Raw genomic sequence first — 20,791 nt, forward strand, 5'->3', positions numbered from 1 at the left:
GTAGTATTGCATGCAACGTGAGGAGTGAAAATGGCAACTATTGAAAATGTTTTGTACCGTCGTGATTGGGAAAATCCTACTGTTACGAATTGGCATCGCTTGCCTATCCATACAGATATGTCCTATGGATTGGATTTGGCATTGCAGGTGGCAAATGAGTCGCAGCGTCAATCTTTAAATGGCGACTGGCAATTTAGTTACTTTTCAAATCAATCGGTTGTGGATGAAGCATGGCGAACAAATGATTTACCACAAGCAAATTCAATTCAAGTACCTGGAAATTGGCAGTTACAAGGAAATTATGATGTTCCGGTGTATACTAACGTTGATTATCCATTCACGGTCAATCCACCATATGTGCCTGAAGATAACTCTATGGGCGGTTATTCAAAAGAATTTGAAGTCCCTGATAGTTGGTTTGAAACTGATCATGAAGTTCATATTGTTTTGAATGGTGTGAGCTCAGCGTTTTACCTTTGGTTAAACGGTGAATGGATTGGTTACTCAGAGGATAGCCGTTTACCAGCAGAATTTGATTTGACTGATAAATTAATTCATGGGCAAAACCGATTGGCAGTATTGGTGTTAAAGTGGAGTAAGGCGAGTTACTTTGAAGATCAGGATATGTGGCGTATGTCTGGTATCTTTCGCGATGTTGATTTAATAAAGGTACCTAAAGTCAGATTTAAAAATTTTACGATTCAGACACAGTTAGATGATGATTTAGATAGTGCCGTTTTTGAAACAAAGGCAGAAGTGTTAACAAGTGGTCGAAATGACTTAAAGGTGACCACTAATTTGTATTGGCAAGCAAAAAAAATTGACACAACAACCAGTAAGTTAGGCAGTCAAATAGTTGATGAACGTGGGGCCAATGATTCTGAAGTTACTTTAAAATTGCCTGTGAAAAACCCTAAGCTTTGGTCAGCTGAAATTCCTCATCTCTACACAATGCAAATTATTCTCCATGATGATACACAAATTTATCAAGTTGAAAATAAAGCAATAGGTATCCGAAAAATTCAAATCAAAGATGGTTTGTTGATGCTAAACAATCAACCGCTGATGATTCGTGGCGTTAATAAGCATGAATTCACTGCAGATAAGGGATACTACGTTGACGATGATACGATGATTTCTGATATTCGTATGATGAAAGAACATAATTTCAATGCGGTACGGCTGTCGCATTATCCCAACGCCTCACGATGGTATGAATTATGTGATCAATACGGCTTGTACGTAGTGGATGAAACTAATATTGAAACTCATGGTGTCACACCAATGAATCGTTTAACAAATGATTCACAGTATTTGCCGTTGATGATGACACGAGTAACACGCATGGTACAACGTGATTTTAATCATGCGTCTATCATTATTTGGTCATTAGGTAATGAATCAGGTTATGGCCATAATCACGATGCGATGTATAATTGGGTGAAACAAACTGATCCGTCAAGACCTGTTCAATATGAGGGTGGTGGTGCAGATACATCAGTAACAGATATTATCGTGCCAATGTATGCTCGTGTCGATCAAGATCAAATCGAACCTGTTAATTCTAAATGGTCTATAAAAAAATGGATCAGTTTGCCAGGAGAAACGAGACCACTGATACTATGCGAATATGCCCACAGTATGGGGAATAGTTTAGGTGGATTTAATAAATATTGGCAAGCCTTTGAACAATTTCCTAAATTACAGGGTGGCTTTATTTGGGATTGGGTTGATCAGGGCTTGCTGAAAAAAACAGCTAATGGTGAAACTACTTATGCCTATGGTGGTGATTTTGGTGATTATCCAAATGATCGACAATTTAGTTTAGATGGCTTATTATTTCCAGATCGTACACCAAAACCTGCATTATTAGAAGCAGCCTATTGCCAGCAATATTTTAGTTTTCAACTCGATAAAACATCACGTGGCGAGATAAACACGCTAACAGTGACGAGTAAACATTTATTTAAAACCGTTAATGATGCTACACTTATCTGTGACTGGATAAATGGTGATGATGTGATTAAAACGCAACGTGTGAACTTGAATTTACCTGCTGGTGGTAGTCAAAGGATTGTATTAGATGTACCAGAGTTTAATGATGATGATGTTTTTTTGAATGTCAAAATTTTACAACGTGAAAATGATGGCATTATTCGTGCGAAAACACGATTGGCTTACCATCAATTCATCATTCAAAATCAAGTACCGCAATCCTTAAAAACTGTCACTCCGGAGTTGAATAACACTAAGTGTATTGTTTCAGAAAAGGATGAAGCAATTGTTATTGTTGCCAATAATAATCAGTTCACATTCAATCGTGTTAATGGTTTGTTAACTAGTTGGCAATTTGAAAGCAAAGAAAATTTATTAACACCTTTAAAAGATCAATTTAGTCGTGCGCCGTTAGATAATGATATTGGGGTGAGTGAGGCGACAAAAATTGATCCGAATGCTTGGAAAGAAAAATGGCAGGCAGCTGGTGTCAATGAATTAGTGAGTCAATTAACACATTTCGACTATCAAAGTGTTGGTCAAAATATTGAAGTTAAAACGCAACATAAATTTTTCTCACCAATTGATCAACACCTGATGTTCATTTCAAATAAGCGCTATCAAATTACATTAACTGGCACATTAGCAATTTCTGTTGATGTTTGGCGACAAATTGCAGATCCTGAGCCTGCTCGTATTGGCTTAACTGTGCAACTTAATGCATTACCAAAAATTGTTGACTATGATGGACTAGGTCCGATGGAGAATTATAGCGATCGTAACAGTGCAAGTATCATGGGACGTTGGTCAATGCCACTTTCAGATTTGTATACACCTTATATTTTTCCGAGTGAGAACGGCTTGCGAACACAAGTTAAAAGATTGACGTTTGACCACCATGTGTTGGAATCAAATCAACAAAAATTTGCATTTAATATGAGCCAATATAGTCCCGATCAACTGGCAAGCGCGACTCATCGCCATCTTCTAAAGCCGGAAAAAGGTGTTTGGCTTAATATTGACGGCTTTCATATGGGTATTGGTGGTGACGATTCTTGGTCACCGAGTGTTGCACCAGAATTTTTATTGCCTGATACAAATTACCATTATCAATTAACATGGTGTTGTGAGTAACTATGAAAATAAATTTATAAAGGAGAATTATGTATAATGCAAATAAAAACCGCTATGAAGGCATGATTTATAATCGTGTCGGCAAAAGCGGCCTTAAAATTTCTGCACTAGGATTAGGTTTTTGGCACAATTTTGGTAGTGTTGATCCTTATGAAAATCAAAAAGCTATTGTGCATCAAGCATTTGATTTGGGCATCACTTATTTTGATTTAGCCAATAACTATGGCCCTATTCCTGGAAGTGCCGAAGAAAACTTTGGGCGAATGATGTCTCAAGATATGAAACCCTATCGCGATGAAATGGTAATTACTAGTAAAGCTGGCTATGATATGTGGGATGGCCCTTACGGTAGTTGGGGATCGCGAAAAAGCATCATCGCTAGTGCGAACCAAAGTCTGACACGATTAGGTTTAGACTATGTCGATATTTTTTACTCTCATCGACCAGATCCAGAAACACCTACTGAAGAGACTGCACTGGCTTTAGATCAGTTAGTCCGTGAGGGAAAGACGCTATATGTTGGTATCTCTAACTATAATGGTGCACAAACGACAGAAATAGCTAAAATATTTAAAAAGTTAGGGACACCATTTATTATTCATCAACCAAGATATAGTATGTTTGACCGCCATATAGAACGTGACCTCTTACCTGTTCTAAAGCAGGAAGAAAAATCAGCAGTAGTATATAGTCCTTTAGCACAGGGATTACTGACTGATCGCTATCTTAATGGTATTCCTGCAGATTCGAGAGCAGCGAAATCATCTAGTCCGTTTTTAAAGGTAGGTCAAGTCGAAAAGACACTAAATAGTGTCAAACAGCTTAATAAGATAGCAATAGGTCGTGGACAAACGCTGGCTGAGATGGCATTGGCTTGGGATTTACGTCAACCCGAAATTGCTAGTGTTTTAGTAGGAGCGAGTCGTCCTGAACAATTGGTTGACAATATCAAAGCGTTGAAAACACTTAATTTTAGTGATGCAGACGAAAAAGCAATTGATGCTATACTGATTGCACACGAAAAAAACGATTAGAACAACCATAAAAAGACACTAAGACAGTTAGTTTTTATCTAACTGTCTTAGTGTCTTTTAAATTTTGGTGTCTTGCGCAATAATCCATGAATTAAGCATGCTATCATTAATGCGTGTTGGATGTATTTTTAGAAATTGACGGTAGAGTGTGCCAATACGTTTACTGAAAATAAGCGTGTTTGGAGCAACGAGATCATCATCGAGCAATTGATATAAACGAATAGTATAACTGATAAACCTGAGTTCATCAGTTAGTGCTGTACCATGAAGACCATGATCTTCCGAAAATAAATGTTGACGTGCAGCAAAGCCAAGTGCCTGTTGGAAACGATTTAAATCTTCAGGATCCAGTCTGGCATCAGGACCACTAGCAATGATTGTTTCTTTAAAACTTTTAATTGCTTCAGGTGTTGCTTTATTGGTCAGTTCAAATCGTTGAAACGAAACACCATCAGCAGTTTCTCGTTCTTCATATTTATACCATTTATGATTTGTGAGAAAAAAAGGTGTATTATCCATATACGCGTGTCTCCAAACTTAATATGAGTGTTAGTTCTTAATATTCTTAATATTTTTGATGAGTTGGGACATGATTTTGTCATCGCTATATGATAGAACGTTTTTAGCGTAAATATTTTTTCCAAACCAAGCAAGTATGATTAGAGCAATAAATGAAATCACAAGTGACAAGATTGCGGCAGGCCAAGTTTCAACCTTTGTCACTAACCTTACGGGCATCATACTTTGTGAGATAAAGGGCACGTAGCTTAATATTTTAATAGCAAAGTTATTGGGCATATTTGTCATGATAAAACTAAACATATAGCCGATTGTTGCTAAAAATGTAATGGGCTGAATGGCTTGTTGTACTTGCGCATTATCATTAATGAGTGACGCAATCATTGCGGTAAGTACAAGGTAGAGTGCAACTGCTATTAGAATGAAAGCGATAGCATAGAGTGTGAAACCAAGTGTCACACCTGAAAACGTTTGTTTGATACCATCTAGCATCGTGTTGTTTTGCAAAATAACGTAACCAATTGCACCAGCAATAATATAGATCAATAGATGAGTTACTGCTAACGCAAAAATACCAATCATCTTACCAAAGTATTGAATACTTGCTGATGTCGCTGCTAACAGAGTTTCCATGATACGGGATGATTTTTCATTGGCAATTTCTGTGGCAATCATTGACGCATACCACATGACAATCACTGTTGTAATAATCCCAATAGCGACAGCAATACCGTAATTAGCCGTGTCTGAGTTTTCACCATTAGTAGATTTATTATTCGATTGTTTAACAACTGATTTTAAATTGAAAGGTTGAATTAAATCTTGCGTTTGTTTAGCTGTCAATCCGTAGCTTGCTGCCTTTTGACTACGTGAAATATTACCCAAGACACTCACAAATGCTTCTTTATTAATTGTGTTACTTTTTGGTTGTGTTGTTAATGTCGCATTTTCAGAATTTAGTGTTAAAATACCATCTAAATCTTGCGCTGTTAACGAGCGATTAGCTTTTTGGCTATCTGTAATTTTTGAAACCTTGATACCTAGTGCTTTTTCATCGCGAATAAACACTTGTCGTACTTGTGAATTACCAATAACTGCAACTGTTGGTGTCGTATTACCTTGCATTTGAGTCACACCAAAAATAATACCACCAACAACTACAGCAAAAATAATGGGGGATAAAACTAATAACCAGTAACCACGTGTTTTAAAATGGCTTCGGAAAGTTTGTTTCATAACAATAATGAGTCCTGAATTCATGATAGAGCGACCTCCTGTCGGAAAATATCATCAAGTGTTGGTGGTTGCTGTGAAAATGCTGGAATATAACCATTTCGCGTTACGAAGTCAAATATTTGATGACCAATTGCTTCGTCAGTAATTGTGATATCAAAACCAGCACCTTGTTGATTAATGTGGGTAACACCAGCAATACTGGCGAGCTCTGCTTTTGAAAATGGCCCTTCAATGTAGACTTTGGTGCGTCCAAATTGTTCACGAATTTCTTGTACGCCGCCTTGCAAAACAATTTTTCCTTGCTTAAGCATTGTAAGATTATCAGAAATTTTAGTTACATTGTTCATGTCATGACTCGAGAAAATAATCATGGCACCATTATCACGCATACGAACAATTTCGTTCATCATGATACTTGTGTTCACTGGGTCAAGTCCTGAGAAGGGTTCATCTAGTATAATAAATTCGGGATTAAAAATGAGTGCTGCAATCATTTGAATCTTTTGTGCATTACCTTTAGATAGTGACTGTACTTTGTCGGTTGCTTTACCAACGACATCAAGGCGTTTTAACCAGTCAGCTAGTGCAATTTTAGCATCTGATCGTGTCATACCATGCAGTTCAGAAAAATATAAAATTTGTTCTTCAATGGTTAATTTTTGATATAAGCCACGTTCCTCAGGTAGGAAACCAATTTTTTGCTTATCAGATTGTGTAATCGGATGGCCGTTCCATGAAATGTCACCCGATGTTGGTGCAATAAAGTTTAAAATCAGTCGAAAAGTGGTTGTTTTACCGGCGCCATTTTGTCCAATTAGTCCCATGACTTTCCCAGGTTCAAGTGTCATATTCATATCGTTGACGGCAATAGTTTGTCCGAATTGTTTGTTGAGATTTGTCAGTTGAATCATGTGTTGCTCCTTATAATAGTTTAGTGAATAACCAACGTATGCTATGGTGTTGCAAATAATTTTTTAAACATCTGTTTTGTCCTCCTCAAAGATAAAAACAGTCTCAATTGTGAGTTGAAAAAAGGATGCAATATTATGCGCTAATGTGAGTGATGCATTATATTTACCCTTTTCAAGAGAAATAATTGTTTGACGTGTAACTTCTAACTTATCGGCTAGTTCAGCTTGCGTCATGTGACGTGACTTTCTGAGTTCTTGAATACGATTTTTCAATAGTTATCCTCCGAAAAAATGTATATAAAACTTTACATTTTTATTATAGCAAAAGTAATTATAACTGTAAAGTTATCTATACATTTATAATAAATTTGCATTTTGGTTAGAAAAGAACTATAACAAAGGTATAGATAAAGGGGGCCATAAAATGGCAGATGAAAAGTATCAAACGTTAGATCTCCCAATGAACGAAGTATTTGATTGGAGTGAGGATAAAACCCCATTACGTGATGCACTATGGAACCACTATATGGATGAAAGCAATAAAAATACATCAGCAACATTGAAGCATTTGAAAGCTTATCAAACTATGAGTAGCGATGAAATTAAGACGGAAGCTGAGAAGATTTTGAAGTGAAATTAAATGATTAGCAAAAAATGCTAGTCATTTTTAATTATGGCTGTTGACGGACGGCTATTTTTTCTGTATACTTATATTTTGTTATGGCGCCATGGTCAAGTGGTTAAGACGTCGGCTTCTCAGGCCGAAATCGAGGGTTCGACTCCCTCTAGCGCTACTAGGTATTTCATGGCGTTGCATAAGGTTTTAAAAACCTTGATGTAGCGCCTTTTCTTATGAAAAACGTTGCACTGTATTTCATAGCATTTCACACAAAATGGGAAACTTTTTGGGAAACATTTTAAATACGCAAGTAGGCAGTGTAACGGCATTTAAGCCGTTTTTTATTTGCAAAAGTAGGAAACATTTAGCATATCATAAAAATGTGGTACATAATCAGAATATATACGAATAAAAATGTATATATACAGTATAATATTCATAGAATACTAAGTGACAGTGGGGCTATGGGTATGACAAAAGGAAAACGCAGTATAGCTGGAGCTTTAAATACAAATGCCAAAATTAAACATTTGAAAAGTCCCGTAATTAACTTTTGGTAATGACAAAAAATAAAAACGAGGTGTGATCATGGCAGATAGAACAGATAAGATGTTGAGAGATTATTTTTCAGGAAGATTGAAGCTAATGGCAGAGGTTGAGCCACGATACAAGCAAGATATTGCAGACATTACATTTTGTTTGTCAGTCATCAAGCCAGAACACAGCGAAGTAATCAAACGATATTACAGCGATAAGTTTATAACGTGGGAAGAAGTTGTGAGTGAAGCAGGTAAAAGTCACTCGAGTTTACGGACATGGCGCAATGATTTTAAAACGTTATTGAATGTGATGACACACCACGGGGATGAATTTATTGAGTTGAGACATGAAGCATTACAAGTGTAGTGCTTTTTTGTTTGAGATAAACATACCCCCGCCCCCTTGTTACTAGATTGTAGAGCGCACACATACCGTCATCTTACATCACACGCCAATTTTCAAAAGTTTTTTTCTGGTGTTTTTTGGGAGTTGATGTACTGGTATATTAGGATTCTTTGTTTAAAAAAGTACCCCATAAACCCACCCTAGTTTTTGTAGTTAGGGTTACTTTAGCTACCACTTTTAAGCCTATTTTTGACCTAAGAACCCTATAACGTTGCTAGATTAACCTTGTCAAGACCCCCCTATAAAAAATAATCGAAAATTGTTACTTTGACACACGCCAAGCCCTATGTGTGCGCTCTCCCAGACACTCAAGTGGGGCGGGGGTGTAAATTATATAAGACTACAAGTGTAAACTAAAGTTACTTATTGCTGATTCATTTATTGTTGAGTATGCACTTTGTTTCAGAGTGACAAAATGGGTCACACGTGATTTGCTATGCTTTTGAAGCAGAACGGTAGCTATCACAGAGAGTTGTAGCGAACAGCAGTTTATCACTTGATAAGTTTGTTATCGTTTGAAACGACCACGGGATAAGTTCCTTATAAATTTGATTGATAACGGATATAATCTCATCCCCATATCAGTGAGTAAGATAGAACATGTGTATTTGTTTCAAAACAAGCTAGATAGCGTGTTAATTTGCGTTTGATATATTGATGAGTGTATTTATACCAGACGGACATTAAACGCTTAAAACGGCTCTCACGACTTAATAAAATACATAACAAAAGGCACGGACTATATAATATAAGTTCATGCCTTTTTGGTTTATACGGTTGTTTAATTTTAAAATAAAAAGGTCAACACATTTTAGCTTGCTGTATACCGAATAGGCTTTGTTGACACGGTTACATTTTATTATAAGTGATGTTTATACATTGTCAATTATCAAACTATGTTGTCGGGGATGAGATACACCAATTTAGCATTAAAAATGCAAGCAAAAGCAAGCATACAAAGTTGCAAAATTGTTAGCAAATGTTAGCATGCAAGGTTACAAAAATACTAGCATTTACTAGTATGAAAATACCAACAAATACCTACATTCATAAGCGTTTAACCATTGCTATAAATGGCTATATAAGGCGCTATTAAAAGGTTACAAGGTCACAAAAAGGTCACATTTAGCGTTGCAGCCTTTTATTCACTATACTATCTGAGAATAAAATAAAAAAGAAGGATTCCTAGAAATTCCTCAAGCCGATTACCTTTTTAGAAATTAAATTAGCGTACAGCTAGCCACTGATATAAAAGTCTAGATTTAAATTATAAATAAATCATTATTTTAACGCTAATTTGTTATTGAATATTGTTCTTTTAAATAATAAAAATCTTTATATTCTATATATCTATCGTTCTGTAATCTGCCCACAACTATTCCAGGTAATGTGTTGTTTTCTTTTGCAAATTTGCAAATAGAATATTCTGTAAAATCATTTTTAGCAATAAACTTTATATATTCTGATTCAGATATTAAAAAGTTAGCAGCAAATATATTAGCCTTTTGCTCTTTCTCTTCATATTCGTCATCTTTAAAATTTGAAGAAAAATCTTCGTGATAAATATGACCTATTTCATGAAGGAGTGAAAACCAAAAAATATCAGAATCTTTATTTTTGTCAGTTATAGTTAATAAAACAGAGCCGTCTTTGAATTTTTTTGTAGCTCCATTTAACCCAGCCCCTTGAAAAGCTGGCATTGCAATTAAAATAATTCCGGCTTCCTGTAATTTAACTTTCAAACTTTGGAAAAAATCATTTGGTTGTTGAGTGACCATGTTTTTAATTAGTGGTAATTGTTTTTCTAGATCTTTTTTGTTATAAGGTTTACTAGAAACACTTCTTGCCTGATTACTTGCAAGTTCTAGCATAACATTAGAGTTAACTATTGACCTTTCATTAATGTTTTCAGAACGTCTATAACTTATTGATGTGTTAAATTCAGCTAAGTTTGCAATATTCTCCCAATTTAAAAGTTTTCGTAACATTGCAATTTTTTCTTCTAATTTATATCTTTTCTTCTCAATGAATTTATTTTTTTTGAGAGAGCTTATGTCAATCAAACTAGCAATTTTAGATTCATCATTACTCATGTTCTCAGTTATTTCAATGACTTTTGCATCATAATTGGCTTGCAAGTTCAACCAAGTTTTAACAGATATTCCAGATAGTTTAGATAGTTTACTGGCTAATTCTCGACTAATTCTATCTTCTCCGTTAATAATTTTACTAACTGTTTTTGCTGAAGTTCCTAATCTTTCTGCAAATTCTGACTGTGTTATATTTAAATCGTTTACTAGTTCTTCAACATATGTTCCTGGATGGAAAGCAATTAGATTCTTATATTCGAATTCTTTACTCATAGTGTTTACTAACCTCCTCAATTTGAACTATTGCTATTGAACTGGCGTTACCGAAAATTTGTGTATTATCATAACCTTCAAACTCTAGAATAAGTCTATAAGGAGAACTTCGTCCATTAATGTCTATAGAATATTGACCAGTTCTGGATCCAGTTAACTTATGAAAATTTAGGGATTGGAAGGCTTTTATATCTTCCAAACTTTCGGCTGCTTCTATGAAAGCAATTTGTTGCAGTAACTTTTTAGCTTCGACCTCTGAGAAGTCTTTTTTAGCTTTTTTAATATCCGTACATTGCTTTTCTGTTTTTTTGTTTTTGTAAGTAATATTCATAGAACACCAATTCCATATTACCTTTTAGGTAATTTAATTATACAATTTTTATCGATAAAAAGCAATTTATACACTGTTTAAACCTTTTTAACGTGAACGCTTGGCACGTATGTACGCACTCTGTGAGTGCCTGTATTTTTTTAATGAACGATAGCTACAGATTTTCTAAATACGACAATATTTTCTTCTGAACACCGTTTTGATTATTAGAAAAGTCGAGAATATTAAACATACTCTTCATGTCATCTGGGGAATTAGACATAATAAAAGAGTGAGGAGTTGACTCTAACATTTTTAAATCATTATAGTTATTACCGAATACAATAGTATCATCAGGTTTAACATTGAAATATTCTTGAAGATTTTTTACACCCACGACTTTATCAACATTGTCATGTTGTATTAAATAAAAATCAAAGCCTGAACCGAGACAAGAAAAGCTGTTCGGGATGATATTCTGAATCATTCGAGATAATGTTTTATTAGTAATAGAGCCGTTTCCAATGACGGCCATACCAAGAACATTGTCATTGTAAAGTTCCTCAATATCATTTATTTTGCCTATGACATGTAGAAGTGGGAAATACTTATTTGCCTCTACAAGTGCTTCACCATTATGGCTTAGGAAGTAAGCCCCTTCTTGGCCGAGGTAAAGTTTTTGTTTTAGGTGCGTAGTGACCGTCTGATCTGATAAAATGTTGTCTAATGATTTCAGTTCCTCATGTGTTAATTTTTCGGAGTACAGTAAGCGATTTCCTATATATACTGAAGCCCCGTTTTGACATATAAAGTTTATATGTGTTTGATATTTTTCAAACTGCTTAACCAAACGCATGTACTGTGAGCCACTAGCAACGGCAAACTGTACGTTTTTCTTTTGACACAGTTCTAGTATTACTTCAAACATTTTGGTATCAAAATTGTGGTGATCGTTTAAAAAAGTTCCATCCATATCAGTAACAATTAATTTAGTCATGTTAATATTCTCCCCGTTATTTAGAAAAATGTTAATTAAAAATGGTATTAGTATGTTCTTATCTTCAAAGATTTAACCAGAAACCTACACACGTAGTTGGTGCCGTACTAATAACGACGATTTATTTTTTTGCTTTTGATTTTTTTATATCAAATTAGCTGTGCAGTGGCTACTATTATTCCCGTAATCAAAAATGAGAAACCAGAAAATTGATAGATTTTATTATTTTCATTTTTGGACAAAACCAAAAAAGTTATACCTAGAATGAAAAAGAGTAAAGACATCATAAGTAGTGGTTTCATATTGAGTTCTCCAGTGAGTTTTTTGTGTTTGGAAATAAATCACTCATCAGCCGAGAAGCTGTCATGTTAGCTTGCTTTTCAGCAAGCAGTGTCTTATATCGTTTTTTATTTGAATAATTAGCGGGGATGTCATCCTTGTGTATTGATCAAGTCACTTACTGATAGTAGGTGGCTTTTAATTATCTTCTCTTTTCCAAAGCAAATAATTTATAAAGTCTTGGACTTGTTTGTATTCATTGCTGTTTAGTTTGACATCAGATATGAAAAAACGTTCTTTTGCATTGAATAAATTGTCTAGGTCTATGGGTTTGTCTACAAAATACTATACAGAACACTCCTAGTTATGGGATGTATCAGAATTGTTGCGCTGCCATTTTAGAAAAGTAGCGTATTTGTCGAGCGAGCGGAGCTCATCTGCAGTTATACTCTCTATGAAAACATCCCCATTAGGAAGTAATAACTTTGTAACAGTTTCATCAGTATCATCCCAAAGCTCATGCAATTCTTTTTCGTTGTGAGCGTAGAAACTCATATTGGGATCCAGTTGTTCCCCGTCATCATAAAAATAAAGCACATTCTCGTGGTTATTATCAATGTCTGCATTTACAATACCCTGCAAATATTCAATAGGGACATCAAAGGCATTGGCTATGGTAGATAACATAGGATATGAGGGGTGTACCTTGTCCGTTTCTATTCTAGCGACATTAGTACGAGATGAATTTATTTTGTCAGCGAGGTCTTTTTGAGTTAAACCATATATTTTACGTAGTTGTTTTATTCTTTGAGCTGTAATTGACATTTTTTGATACCCTCTTTAATAAATTCTAAATAAGTTTAAGAAAAGCTAAAGTGTATTGTAACTTCTAGTTACAAATAATATGATTTATGTAACTTAAAGTTACTTAAAAGTAGCTTGTAGTTACATATACACTAATTATACCAGACAATATAGGTCAATTAAAGGTAAATAAAGACATTTAAGTGCAAGAGTGAACCACTATAAAAGCAACGAGATAGGAGAAAATATCATGACAGTATCAAACGCATTATTTATCGAAGCACAGGTAATCAAGGACACTAACAGCGCATTGGAAGACATCCAAGAAACATTAGCTCTCTCATTGGGTGATAGTTTGAAAGCAGGAGACCATATTACAACACCAACGGTCATTAACATGTTGAAAGATTTGGAAGATATGCAACTCAAATACTACGACCGTTTGGAAGATAACGAGAATACACAAGGGGCATTAGAGAACCAAGAACAATCAGGGGATGAGGAAACAGCAGAATGAAAATACCACGGTCAGAACAAGAAACAATCGTGATTTATGACGTTGAAGTAGGTAAGTGGCATATTGATACGACTTACCCACCACATATCAGAAAATACACGCCTGCTATGGGAGAAATTGAGGAAAAAACGCAAGATAGGTTAGCAGGTTTGATAAGTGATGAGTTTAGTGGCTCATTCATGACAAGAAAGCGTAAGACACTCACGGATGAGCAACGCCAAAAGGTAGTAGAGCAACTAAGAAAGGGACAAGAACAATGAGTATCACAATTTGGCTAGGGCAAGTAATCACGATCATTGTATTAGTGGGTGGCGCTTTTGTCGCTGGTATGGTGGTAGGCGGCAGCCACAAGGGAGGAGGTAAGGCATGAATTTGTACATCAAAACGTTGAATAAGCTGTTTGAGACATTGCCTAGCATTGCAGACAGTGAAGCAATCAAAGGGCATGACAAAGCACGGGCGGAGATTATGACAGCCTATGAACATCTAGACAAAGCAATGACACGCCTAGTCATTGATAACGTGTAAAGGGGATGAAATGCCAGTAAGTAATGATGAGCTAATGGAAGAATTAGCAGAGATGAATTTTCAAATGTTGCAAGGTATAGGAGATGTGAAAGATACATTAGACCAACGGCACCATGTTTGGAAACGAGCCGAGAATGTTGCCAAGCACTTTGATGTCAGTTTAGGCACAGTCAAGAGCTGGAAAAGGCGAGGACTGATAACAGGTTATAAACATGACAAGATAGTCATTTATGACGTGTTAGTGATTGAACGCGATTTGTTTCAAGTAGAAAACTAGAAAGGAATGCAGAGCATGAAAAAGGGCATAAAAAAAGCTATCACATCCCCGACCAAGGAAACAGTGATAACCGACCACAAACGCCCTATACATGGCTTTTGCTATACACATTTTAACATGGATAAGAATAAAAAACACACCTTTACGCTTAGCGTAGAAGAAATAAACCGTATCAATTTAAAAGCAGGTGAAACATTGCTTGTAATTGATAGTGAGACATCCACAGTAAAGCCAGCCAATGAAGAACACTTCCATGAATGGTTAAAAAATTTACATTGGGGTGGCGAACAATGAAAAATGTGACACAGTTATCAGACATTGAACGTCAATTTTTAAGTGCTTTACCAGACGGCAGGGACAACGCAGTCACGCTGTTAAAGCTATCTAGGACATTGCATATTGGAAAACATCAAGCGAGTGAAGTTGTGGCGAGATTGCGCAATGCAGGTTACTTAGTTGGCAGTAGTAAGAGCAGACCGAATGGGGTGTATTTCATCATCACAGCGCAAGAGTTTTGGGAGACGGTTAATACAATAAAGAAAAGCATTCAAAGCCAACAAACAACATTAGACGCATTGATGAACCATGAAGAAAGATTTACGAGGGAATAAACATGACTACTAGCAATATTCACGGCTTTTATACCAACGTTGTGGACGCAACCGAACCACGGCAATATACAACAACAAACTATCTACAAAAACAACTTATCTTTTTGAAACGGTTAAGCAATGAGTTGGATAGCGAAACCAAAGCAGGCGCAATGGTAGACATGCAAATACCTAACCTTGAAATGGCAATCGAGGAGTTAAGTGTATGACACAATCACAACGAGTAGCGGTTAATCACGCTTTAGAAAGTGTGATGAGTGCTAAGAGCCTTGTAGCTTTAGCGAGGTATCAAAAAGAGCCACAGAAACTCATAAGCATGTTGCTTAGAGTTGGGACTAACCTTGATGAGGTTGAGACACGTTTGCAGACACTTAAAGGCAGGGTGTGAACATGAATAGGTGGGAGCATGTCAGACAATATCAACAAGCAGGCGCTTATGTATTTATGGCTTTACCTAATCAAAAACACAACGGCATTGCAGGTGGCTTTCATAATAGTTTTTCTAACGGGGATGAATTAGAGCAGTGGATAACGCAATATCAAGCATATCGGTTTGGCAATATTGGGATAGACCTATCAAAGAGTAATTTAGTTGTCGTTGATATTGATAAGCACGGGCAGAACGGCATGGCTAGTATTTTGGCATGGTTTAAAAGTCATAACGTCAACCCTGATACATTGCAAGATACCTATGTAGAACAAACACCCACAGGCGGACTACATGCGTTCTATCTCATCCCCAGCGGACAAGATAAACCAAAACACATTATAAACGCTATTAAGGGTGTAGACGTTTTGAGCAATACAGCAGTGATGACAGCACCATCCACCATGAACGGTGGTCAATATCGACAAATTACACCTTTTGACAAAATTAAGCCCGTACCAACGTGGGTATATGACTTAGCAAATGGTTTGGGTACTGATAGACCTAACAATGTTTACAGAGCGAAATATAGCCTTGCGGACAGGTGGAAAATGACAATTAATGGCTTTGAGACTGGAGAACGAAACAATCAAGCCATGAGCTTAGCAGGCTATCTGTTTGCCATTGATGTCACACCACAAGATATTTATGACATTATGCAGTCAGTCAATGAACGCAGTAACGAACCATTACCAGACCATGAACTCAATACCGTGTATATGAGTGCGAGAAGCCGTGAGGAGAAAAAACGAGCAAGGATGAATGACTATGGCAGAGATTGATACAACAGCATTACCCAAAAAGTCCAGCCACATCCCTAGCTGGTTGGATGTGCAATATAACGAGACAGGCGAAATCAGCAAGACTACTGTTAATGTTGAAAGATTAGCGGAGTTTGTTGCCAAAGAGACGCATTTTTACACTGATAATAACAATCTAGCAGGGTATTTGTTTAACGGTCAGTATTGGAAACGTTACAAGAATGTAAAGCAGGCAGATAATGCGTTAAGTTCGAGAGTAGCGACACTGTTAAAACAGAACAAAAAGCTAACGAGTGCTAAGCAAGTCAAAAATATTGTGGACTTAATCCGAGTGATCACAGTAAAAGATGTTGCTGATTATATTGATTTTACCGATAAGCCATATATGGTTAGTTTTACTAATGGCACATTGGATATGAGAACGTTGGAAATTAAGCCAAACGCACCACAGTATCATGCTTTAGGCGGGTTAGATTATCCCGTGAGTGATAAAGATTTACCAACACCAAAGACAGATGAGTTTTTTACACGGCTGTTAGGGGATGAAAACGCAGAACTGTTATATAAGTTTATTGGCTATGGTTTTAAACGTAATTACTTGCCTTTTCAAAACTTTGTCATTTTGTATGGTAAAGGTGGTAACGGTAAAGGTACAGCTTTGACTTACATTGGTCAGAAACTATATAGCGGTAATGTCAGTGAATTGAGTTTACAAGCCTTTGGAGACAAGTTTAAAACGGTTGGGTTAGTGGGTAAATACGCTAATATTGGCAGTGATATACCAGCTAACTACATGCCAAACACAGAAAATCTAAAACTAGCCGTGAGTGGCAAAGAAAAGTTTGAGGTGGAATCTAAAGGGGTACAAGCGTTTAGTATCGTCAATTATGCGACATTGTTCTTTTCAGCTAATGATTTACCGAACATCAGACGAGATAGTGGGTTAGATCGTAGACCATTGGTACTAACAACGCAAGGTAAAGGCTTTACCAACGCAGACGGTAAGAGTGATTTATTTGATGAAAGTGAGCTACTGGATGAACGACCAGCCTTTACACGTAAGGTTATTAAAATGTTTATGGACGCAGAGCGAGCTAGAACATTAAACATCCCCGAAAACGTTCAGAAAGCCACGGCAGACTGGTTAAAGAGCGCTGATATTGTCTCACAGTGGCTAGATGAGCATACGGAAGAAGAGAAGGACAGACGACCAACAGCCAAGTATATGTATCAGCAATTTAGTCGTGATATTGAAGACATGGGGATGCAAGAAACAATAAACCGCAACACATTTTACAGTCGTATGGAAAATTTGGGTGTTAAGAGCTCAAAAAGTGTGACCATTTCAAGTTTGGATGATGAACACGGCAAATCGACTAAGAGATTTTTGGATATTAAGTATGTAGATTGACAATTTATTGACGCAATATTGAAGTTTTTTTGATATTTAAAATGGCTATAACCGTTGGTATAAAAGACTTATTGATGTTATTGACTCTTTATTGAAGTTACTAGAATAAATAATATATATACGTATATATAAGGACTGCAAAAAAGAGTCAAGAAAGTCAATTTATTAGTCAAGTTCATTGTGGTGCAAGCGATACAGCGCTTTGAAAATGTCAATAAAACATCAAACAAAAGTATTTCAACGTCAATTTGGTTAGAAAAGAGGAATTATGGATACAGATTTTTATGATAAGTGCATGTCATCCTATGAGGCTTTAATGGACAATAAGACAGAAGACATCAGCATAAGTTTTGGAGAATTTTGTCAGATTGAAGCGATTAAGCAAGGTTTGGAAAAATTGAGTGTGACAATATGGCGTAGTCATTAAGGGGATGAAAATGAATTATATAGTTGGCTTTATATTTATAGCATTAGTTGGTTATATCTTTGAACAACATAGACGTATTCATTATTTAGTGAAGCGAAATATTGAGCAAGAAAATTTAAAAGTGATCCAAGACCACCAATATGACACACTAAAGCATTTGACTAATATGTTAGATAACACGTTAAAGGCTTTGGGGTATGATTATCGACAATTTTATAAAAATAACTTTGTTAAGCATGAACTCACACCAGAGCAAATACAACAGCTATGGCAAGGTCAGCAACGAGAGATTAAACAATCAGATAACGAAGTGACACGGTTTGATGTTGAGTTGAATAAAGGCGGATTGTACGATTGGTGGCATAGTTTTAGGGATAGATAGACAAAAACAGATGTACATTTTGAGTAGCTAAAATACAGTGGTTGCAAGGCTTTAGCTTATGAACATTAAAATACAGGGGTTGTATTTTACTAGTAAGGAAAGTTTTTATGAATATCAACGATTTAATGAGTAGGTTTACACGACCAGAAAAGACCTATGCAGAAAAAGAAAGCACCATGTTTTATGTATACGTGTTTAATTTAGTCATGGATGAGTTGATCAGACGAAAGCTAACTAATCGTAGAGCTATCAATTATGTTTTGTCCTTTACAACGCACGGCAATAAGACCAGAGCTTATCAAGAAACACACCCTATGGCGAGTAAACGGACAGCTAACGTCAACGCTAATAAATACCATAAGCGTTTTGATGTATATGTAGCGCAGTCAATCAGCATGCACCTAGTATATAAAGGCAGGTTAGCACTAGCAATGGCGATTAAAGACATCAATGTACACGGCATTGAACGATATGTGAATAAATTGATACTTGAAGTGTGGAAAGGAGAATAGATGACAGCAAGTAATAATCATCCCCAACAATGGCCACAGTGGATGAACCGCAGTAAAGCACATCAATACATCAGTGTAGCGGACAATACTTTTATCAAACGATATGTGAAAACAGGTAAGGTAAAAGCTTATCCCACAGAACACGGCACGAGATATAATCGTGATGAAATTGATGAAGCTGTGAGACATTATTATGATTAACAATGTTTAAGAAAGTGTTAAGCTGAAAACAACACCATAACAGTGTGAAATAATGAAAGCGTGTGAACATGCTTTTTTATTTATCTTCAAACACTGCTTACTTGCTGGTAAGGATAAATTATGAAAGTACAAAAAATAGAAACATCCAAAGGTAAAACATGGGAGGTAGACGGCTACCTAATCAATGGTGGTCAGAAAGTTAGAGTTAAAAAACGTGGCTTTGATAGTAAACGAACAGCACAACAATGGTTTAATAATGAAACTGTGTTGTTTGATAATGGTGAAAGTCGATACAATAAAAAAACAACCCCAAACAATATGACTGTTAAAGAGTTGTATGATATTTGGTTAGAAACATATCAGCATTCTGTAGAAGAAAGTACATTGGGTAAAACAATGACAATCTTTAGGCTTCACGTGCTACCAACGTGGCGTGATACATTATTGACTGATATAAAACCACTTGACTTACAACGCTATATTAACACATTACAGCGAGATATGCAGATGTACAAAAAGGTCACTGGATATTTTAGACGTTTGCTAGATGTGGCAGTTAAAATGGATGTCATTGCAGTCAATCCATTTACTAAGATTGATTTACCCAGAGAGCGCAAGGTGATTAACAAACCCAAGCAATTTATGGATGTTGACGAGTTCAAAGCGTTTATAGCTGTTTTGGATAGTCGATATAGCCAGATAAACCTACAGGCGTATACATTGCTTAGACTAGGCGCCTTTACGGGGATGAGAACAGAAGAGTTGTTAGCCTTGCAGTGGCGACACATTGATTTTGATAATGGCTATGTGTCTATCACACAAGCATTGGGACGTGGCTTAGGTGGTAGCACGTATATTAAAGAACCAAAAAGCCGAACGAGTAAGAGAACACTCAAAATTGATAATAAAATGTTATCTGTTATGTCTAGTTGGTATGATACGACCAAATACAACAGGGATGATAATTTTGTATTTACTCATGGCGGTCATACTTTACAGCCGTTGAGACCTAATAAATGGTTGCATGATGTTAGTGATAGGTACGGTGTAGCGGTTGGTTTATCCATGCACAAGTTACGACACACATGGGCGACACTAGCGCTGGATCAGGGAGCAACAGTTAAACAGGTACAGACCTATTTAGGTCATGCAGACGCTTCAATTACTTTAAACGTTTATAGTGATATAACCAAAAGAGCGAGTGATGAAGCGGGAAACATATTAGCAAAAATAAGTATATAAGTGGTAAACAAAGTGGTAAAAACCGCCATGAATACTGATGTTGAAGGGTTAGAAAAAGTCCCTCTAGCGCTATTTTTAAGCGATTTGTCAGAATGTTGATAGATCGCTTTTTTGTTGCTTAAATGCTGCTATGTAGGCGTCTGTATGATTTTTTTAGTTCGTCTCAAATTAAAGATTGATCAGCGCATATATGAAATACGTCATGAACTTGGTCAGGTAGATGAGAATATTTGGTGGTAAGGCTGAAAACAAGTACACATGGTGGCTTACTAAAACCAGGTACAGACACGCATAAAATTGAATTTATATGTAAAAGATGACGACACGATTTATGGTGAGATGGCATCTA

General features: G+C 36.2%; 27 protein-coding genes and 1 tRNA gene. 19 read left to right on the forward strand and 9 right to left on the reverse strand.

Features of this window, described 5'->3' with window-relative positions; translation table 11 throughout:
- The first annotated feature begins 30 nt into the window (after positions 1-30).
- On the forward strand, positions 31-3,129 hold the full coding sequence (locus tag LEGAS_RS02830) for a beta-galactosidase (protein ID WP_013231335.1): 3,099 nt from the start codon (positions 31-33) through the stop codon (positions 3,127-3,129).
- Positions 3,130-3,158: 29 nt separating this feature from the next.
- Positions 3,159-4,163 (forward strand): aldo/keto reductase, encoded by a 1,005-nt coding sequence (locus LEGAS_RS02835; RefSeq protein WP_013231336.1) that lies wholly within the window; start codon positions 3,159-3,161, stop codon positions 4,161-4,163.
- A gap of 57 nt (positions 4,164-4,220) precedes the next feature.
- Here the strand turns inward: LEGAS_RS02835 and LEGAS_RS02840 are convergent, their stop codons facing one another.
- From LEGAS_RS02840 to LEGAS_RS02855, 4 genes are all read right to left on the reverse strand, one after another.
- Positions 4,221-4,682, reverse strand: coding sequence for a hypothetical protein (locus tag LEGAS_RS02840; RefSeq protein ID WP_013231337.1), 462 nt, complete (start codon positions 4,680-4,682; stop codon positions 4,221-4,223).
- Positions 4,683-4,712: 30 nt separating this feature from the next.
- Positions 4,713-5,942 (reverse strand): ABC transporter permease, encoded by a 1,230-nt coding sequence (locus LEGAS_RS02845; RefSeq protein WP_013231338.1) that lies wholly within the window; start codon positions 5,940-5,942, stop codon positions 4,713-4,715.
- Positions 5,939-6,829, reverse strand: a complete 891-nt coding sequence (locus tag LEGAS_RS02850) for an ABC transporter ATP-binding protein (RefSeq protein WP_013231339.1) — start codon at positions 6,827-6,829, stop codon at positions 5,939-5,941. The genes LEGAS_RS02845 and LEGAS_RS02850 overlap by 4 nt, the downstream gene beginning before the upstream one ends.
- Positions 6,830-6,892: 63 nt before the next feature.
- Complete coding sequence (locus LEGAS_RS02855) at positions 6,893-7,102, reverse strand: helix-turn-helix transcriptional regulator (RefSeq protein WP_010017019.1); 210 nt, start codon at positions 7,100-7,102, stop codon at positions 6,893-6,895.
- Between the two features lie 151 nt (positions 7,103-7,253).
- Here LEGAS_RS02855 and LEGAS_RS02860 point away from each other — a divergent pair, with 151 nt between their 5' ends.
- From LEGAS_RS02860 to LEGAS_RS02875, 3 genes are all read left to right on the forward strand, one after another.
- The gene (locus tag LEGAS_RS02860) at positions 7,254-7,463 is read left to right on the forward strand and encodes a P8 family protein (protein WP_013231340.1); all 210 of its coding nucleotides are present in this window, start codon (positions 7,254-7,256) and stop codon (positions 7,461-7,463) included.
- An 88-nt stretch (positions 7,464-7,551) separates the two neighbouring features.
- Positions 7,552-7,623, forward strand: a tRNA-Glu gene (locus LEGAS_RS02865).
- 413 nt (positions 7,624-8,036) lie between these two features.
- On the forward strand, positions 8,037-8,354 hold the full coding sequence (locus tag LEGAS_RS02875; protein WP_041771676.1) for a hypothetical protein: 318 nt from the start codon (positions 8,037-8,039) through the stop codon (positions 8,352-8,354).
- A 1,331-nt stretch (positions 8,355-9,685) separates the two neighbouring features.
- On the opposite strand, the gene LEGAS_RS02880 is transcribed toward LEGAS_RS02875, so the two are convergent.
- The 5 genes from LEGAS_RS02880 to LEGAS_RS09750 form a co-directional block, all read right to left on the reverse strand.
- Entirely contained in the window at positions 9,686-10,756 is a 1,071-nt protein-coding gene (locus LEGAS_RS02880) for a HigA family addiction module antitoxin (protein WP_013231342.1), read from the reverse strand.
- A complete protein-coding gene (locus LEGAS_RS02885; RefSeq protein WP_041771678.1) occupies positions 10,749-11,087 on the reverse strand; it encodes a type II toxin-antitoxin system RelE/ParE family toxin in 339 nt (112 codons plus the stop codon). Before LEGAS_RS02885 ends, LEGAS_RS02880 begins: the two co-directional genes overlap by 8 nt.
- Before the next feature lie 154 nt (positions 11,088-11,241).
- On the reverse strand, positions 11,242-12,063 hold the full coding sequence (locus LEGAS_RS02890; RefSeq protein ID WP_013231343.1) for an HAD-IIB family hydrolase: 822 nt from the start codon (positions 12,061-12,063) through the stop codon (positions 11,242-11,244).
- Positions 12,064-12,212: 149 nt separating this feature from the next.
- Positions 12,213-12,365 carry a hypothetical protein gene (locus tag LEGAS_RS10020; RefSeq protein ID WP_013231344.1) on the reverse strand — a complete coding sequence of 51 codons (153 nt, stop codon included), beginning with the start codon at positions 12,363-12,365 and terminating at the stop codon, positions 12,213-12,215.
- A 337-nt stretch (positions 12,366-12,702) separates the two neighbouring features.
- Positions 12,703-13,167, reverse strand: a complete 465-nt coding sequence (locus LEGAS_RS09750; protein WP_013231345.1) for a helix-turn-helix domain-containing protein — start codon at positions 13,165-13,167, stop codon at positions 12,703-12,705.
- Between the two features lie 229 nt (positions 13,168-13,396).
- Here LEGAS_RS09750 and LEGAS_RS02900 point away from each other — a divergent pair, with 229 nt between their 5' ends.
- The 14 genes from LEGAS_RS02900 to LEGAS_RS02965 all read left to right on the forward strand — a co-directional run bounded on the left by LEGAS_RS02900 (position 13,397) and on the right by LEGAS_RS02965 (position 20,442).
- The gene (locus tag LEGAS_RS02900; RefSeq protein WP_013231346.1) at positions 13,397-13,663 is read left to right on the forward strand and encodes a hypothetical protein; all 267 of its coding nucleotides are present in this window, start codon (positions 13,397-13,399) and stop codon (positions 13,661-13,663) included.
- The gene (locus LEGAS_RS02905) at positions 13,660-13,923 is read left to right on the forward strand and encodes a hypothetical protein (protein ID WP_013231347.1); all 264 of its coding nucleotides are present in this window, start codon (positions 13,660-13,662) and stop codon (positions 13,921-13,923) included. Before LEGAS_RS02900 ends, LEGAS_RS02905 begins: the two co-directional genes overlap by 4 nt.
- 106 nt (positions 13,924-14,029) lie before the next feature.
- The gene (locus LEGAS_RS02910) at positions 14,030-14,191 is read left to right on the forward strand and encodes a hypothetical protein (RefSeq protein WP_004910689.1); all 162 of its coding nucleotides are present in this window, start codon (positions 14,030-14,032) and stop codon (positions 14,189-14,191) included.
- 10 nt (positions 14,192-14,201) lie between these two features.
- Positions 14,202-14,468, forward strand: coding sequence for a hypothetical protein (locus LEGAS_RS02915; RefSeq protein ID WP_013231349.1), 267 nt, complete (start codon positions 14,202-14,204; stop codon positions 14,466-14,468).
- Between the two features lie 15 nt (positions 14,469-14,483).
- Positions 14,484-14,762, forward strand: coding sequence for a hypothetical protein (locus LEGAS_RS02920; RefSeq protein WP_041771680.1), 279 nt, complete (start codon positions 14,484-14,486; stop codon positions 14,760-14,762).
- Complete coding sequence (locus LEGAS_RS02925; protein WP_013231351.1) at positions 14,759-15,079, forward strand: hypothetical protein; 321 nt, start codon at positions 14,759-14,761, stop codon at positions 15,077-15,079. The genes LEGAS_RS02920 and LEGAS_RS02925 overlap by 4 nt, the downstream gene beginning before the upstream one ends.
- Positions 15,080-15,081: 2 nt before the next feature.
- Complete coding sequence (locus LEGAS_RS02930) at positions 15,082-15,288, forward strand: hypothetical protein (protein WP_041771682.1); 207 nt, start codon at positions 15,082-15,084, stop codon at positions 15,286-15,288.
- Between the two features lie 181 nt (positions 15,289-15,469).
- Positions 15,470-16,288: a bifunctional DNA primase/polymerase gene (locus tag LEGAS_RS02940; RefSeq protein ID WP_013231352.1), complete on the forward strand. Its 819-nt coding sequence runs from the start codon at positions 15,470-15,472 to the stop codon at positions 16,286-16,288.
- Positions 16,275-17,678, forward strand: coding sequence for a DNA primase family protein (locus LEGAS_RS02945; RefSeq protein ID WP_013231353.1), 1,404 nt, complete (start codon positions 16,275-16,277; stop codon positions 17,676-17,678). Before LEGAS_RS02940 ends, LEGAS_RS02945 begins: the two co-directional genes overlap by 14 nt.
- Positions 17,679-17,946: 268 nt before the next feature.
- Positions 17,947-18,105 carry a hypothetical protein gene (locus LEGAS_RS10025; RefSeq protein ID WP_013231354.1) on the forward strand — a complete coding sequence of 53 codons (159 nt, stop codon included), beginning with the start codon at positions 17,947-17,949 and terminating at the stop codon, positions 18,103-18,105.
- A 10-nt stretch (positions 18,106-18,115) separates the two neighbouring features.
- The gene (locus LEGAS_RS02950) at positions 18,116-18,487 is read left to right on the forward strand and encodes a hypothetical protein (RefSeq protein ID WP_013231355.1); all 372 of its coding nucleotides are present in this window, start codon (positions 18,116-18,118) and stop codon (positions 18,485-18,487) included.
- Positions 18,488-18,594: 107 nt separating this feature from the next.
- Complete coding sequence (locus tag LEGAS_RS02955) at positions 18,595-18,999, forward strand: hypothetical protein (RefSeq protein WP_013231356.1); 405 nt, start codon at positions 18,595-18,597, stop codon at positions 18,997-18,999.
- Positions 19,000-19,200: a MerR family transcriptional regulator gene (locus LEGAS_RS02960; protein WP_013231357.1), complete on the forward strand. Its 201-nt coding sequence runs from the start codon at positions 19,000-19,002 to the stop codon at positions 19,198-19,200. It abuts the gene before it with no gap.
- A gap of 120 nt (positions 19,201-19,320) precedes the next feature.
- A complete protein-coding gene (locus LEGAS_RS02965) occupies positions 19,321-20,442 on the forward strand; it encodes a tyrosine-type recombinase/integrase (protein ID WP_013231358.1) in 1,122 nt (373 codons plus the stop codon).
- Positions 20,443-20,791 lie beyond the last annotated feature (349 nt).

The sequence above is a fragment of the Leuconostoc gasicomitatum LMG 18811 genome, assembly GCF_000196855.1.
Taxonomy (GTDB): domain Bacteria; phylum Bacillota; class Bacilli; order Lactobacillales; family Lactobacillaceae; genus Leuconostoc; species Leuconostoc gasicomitatum.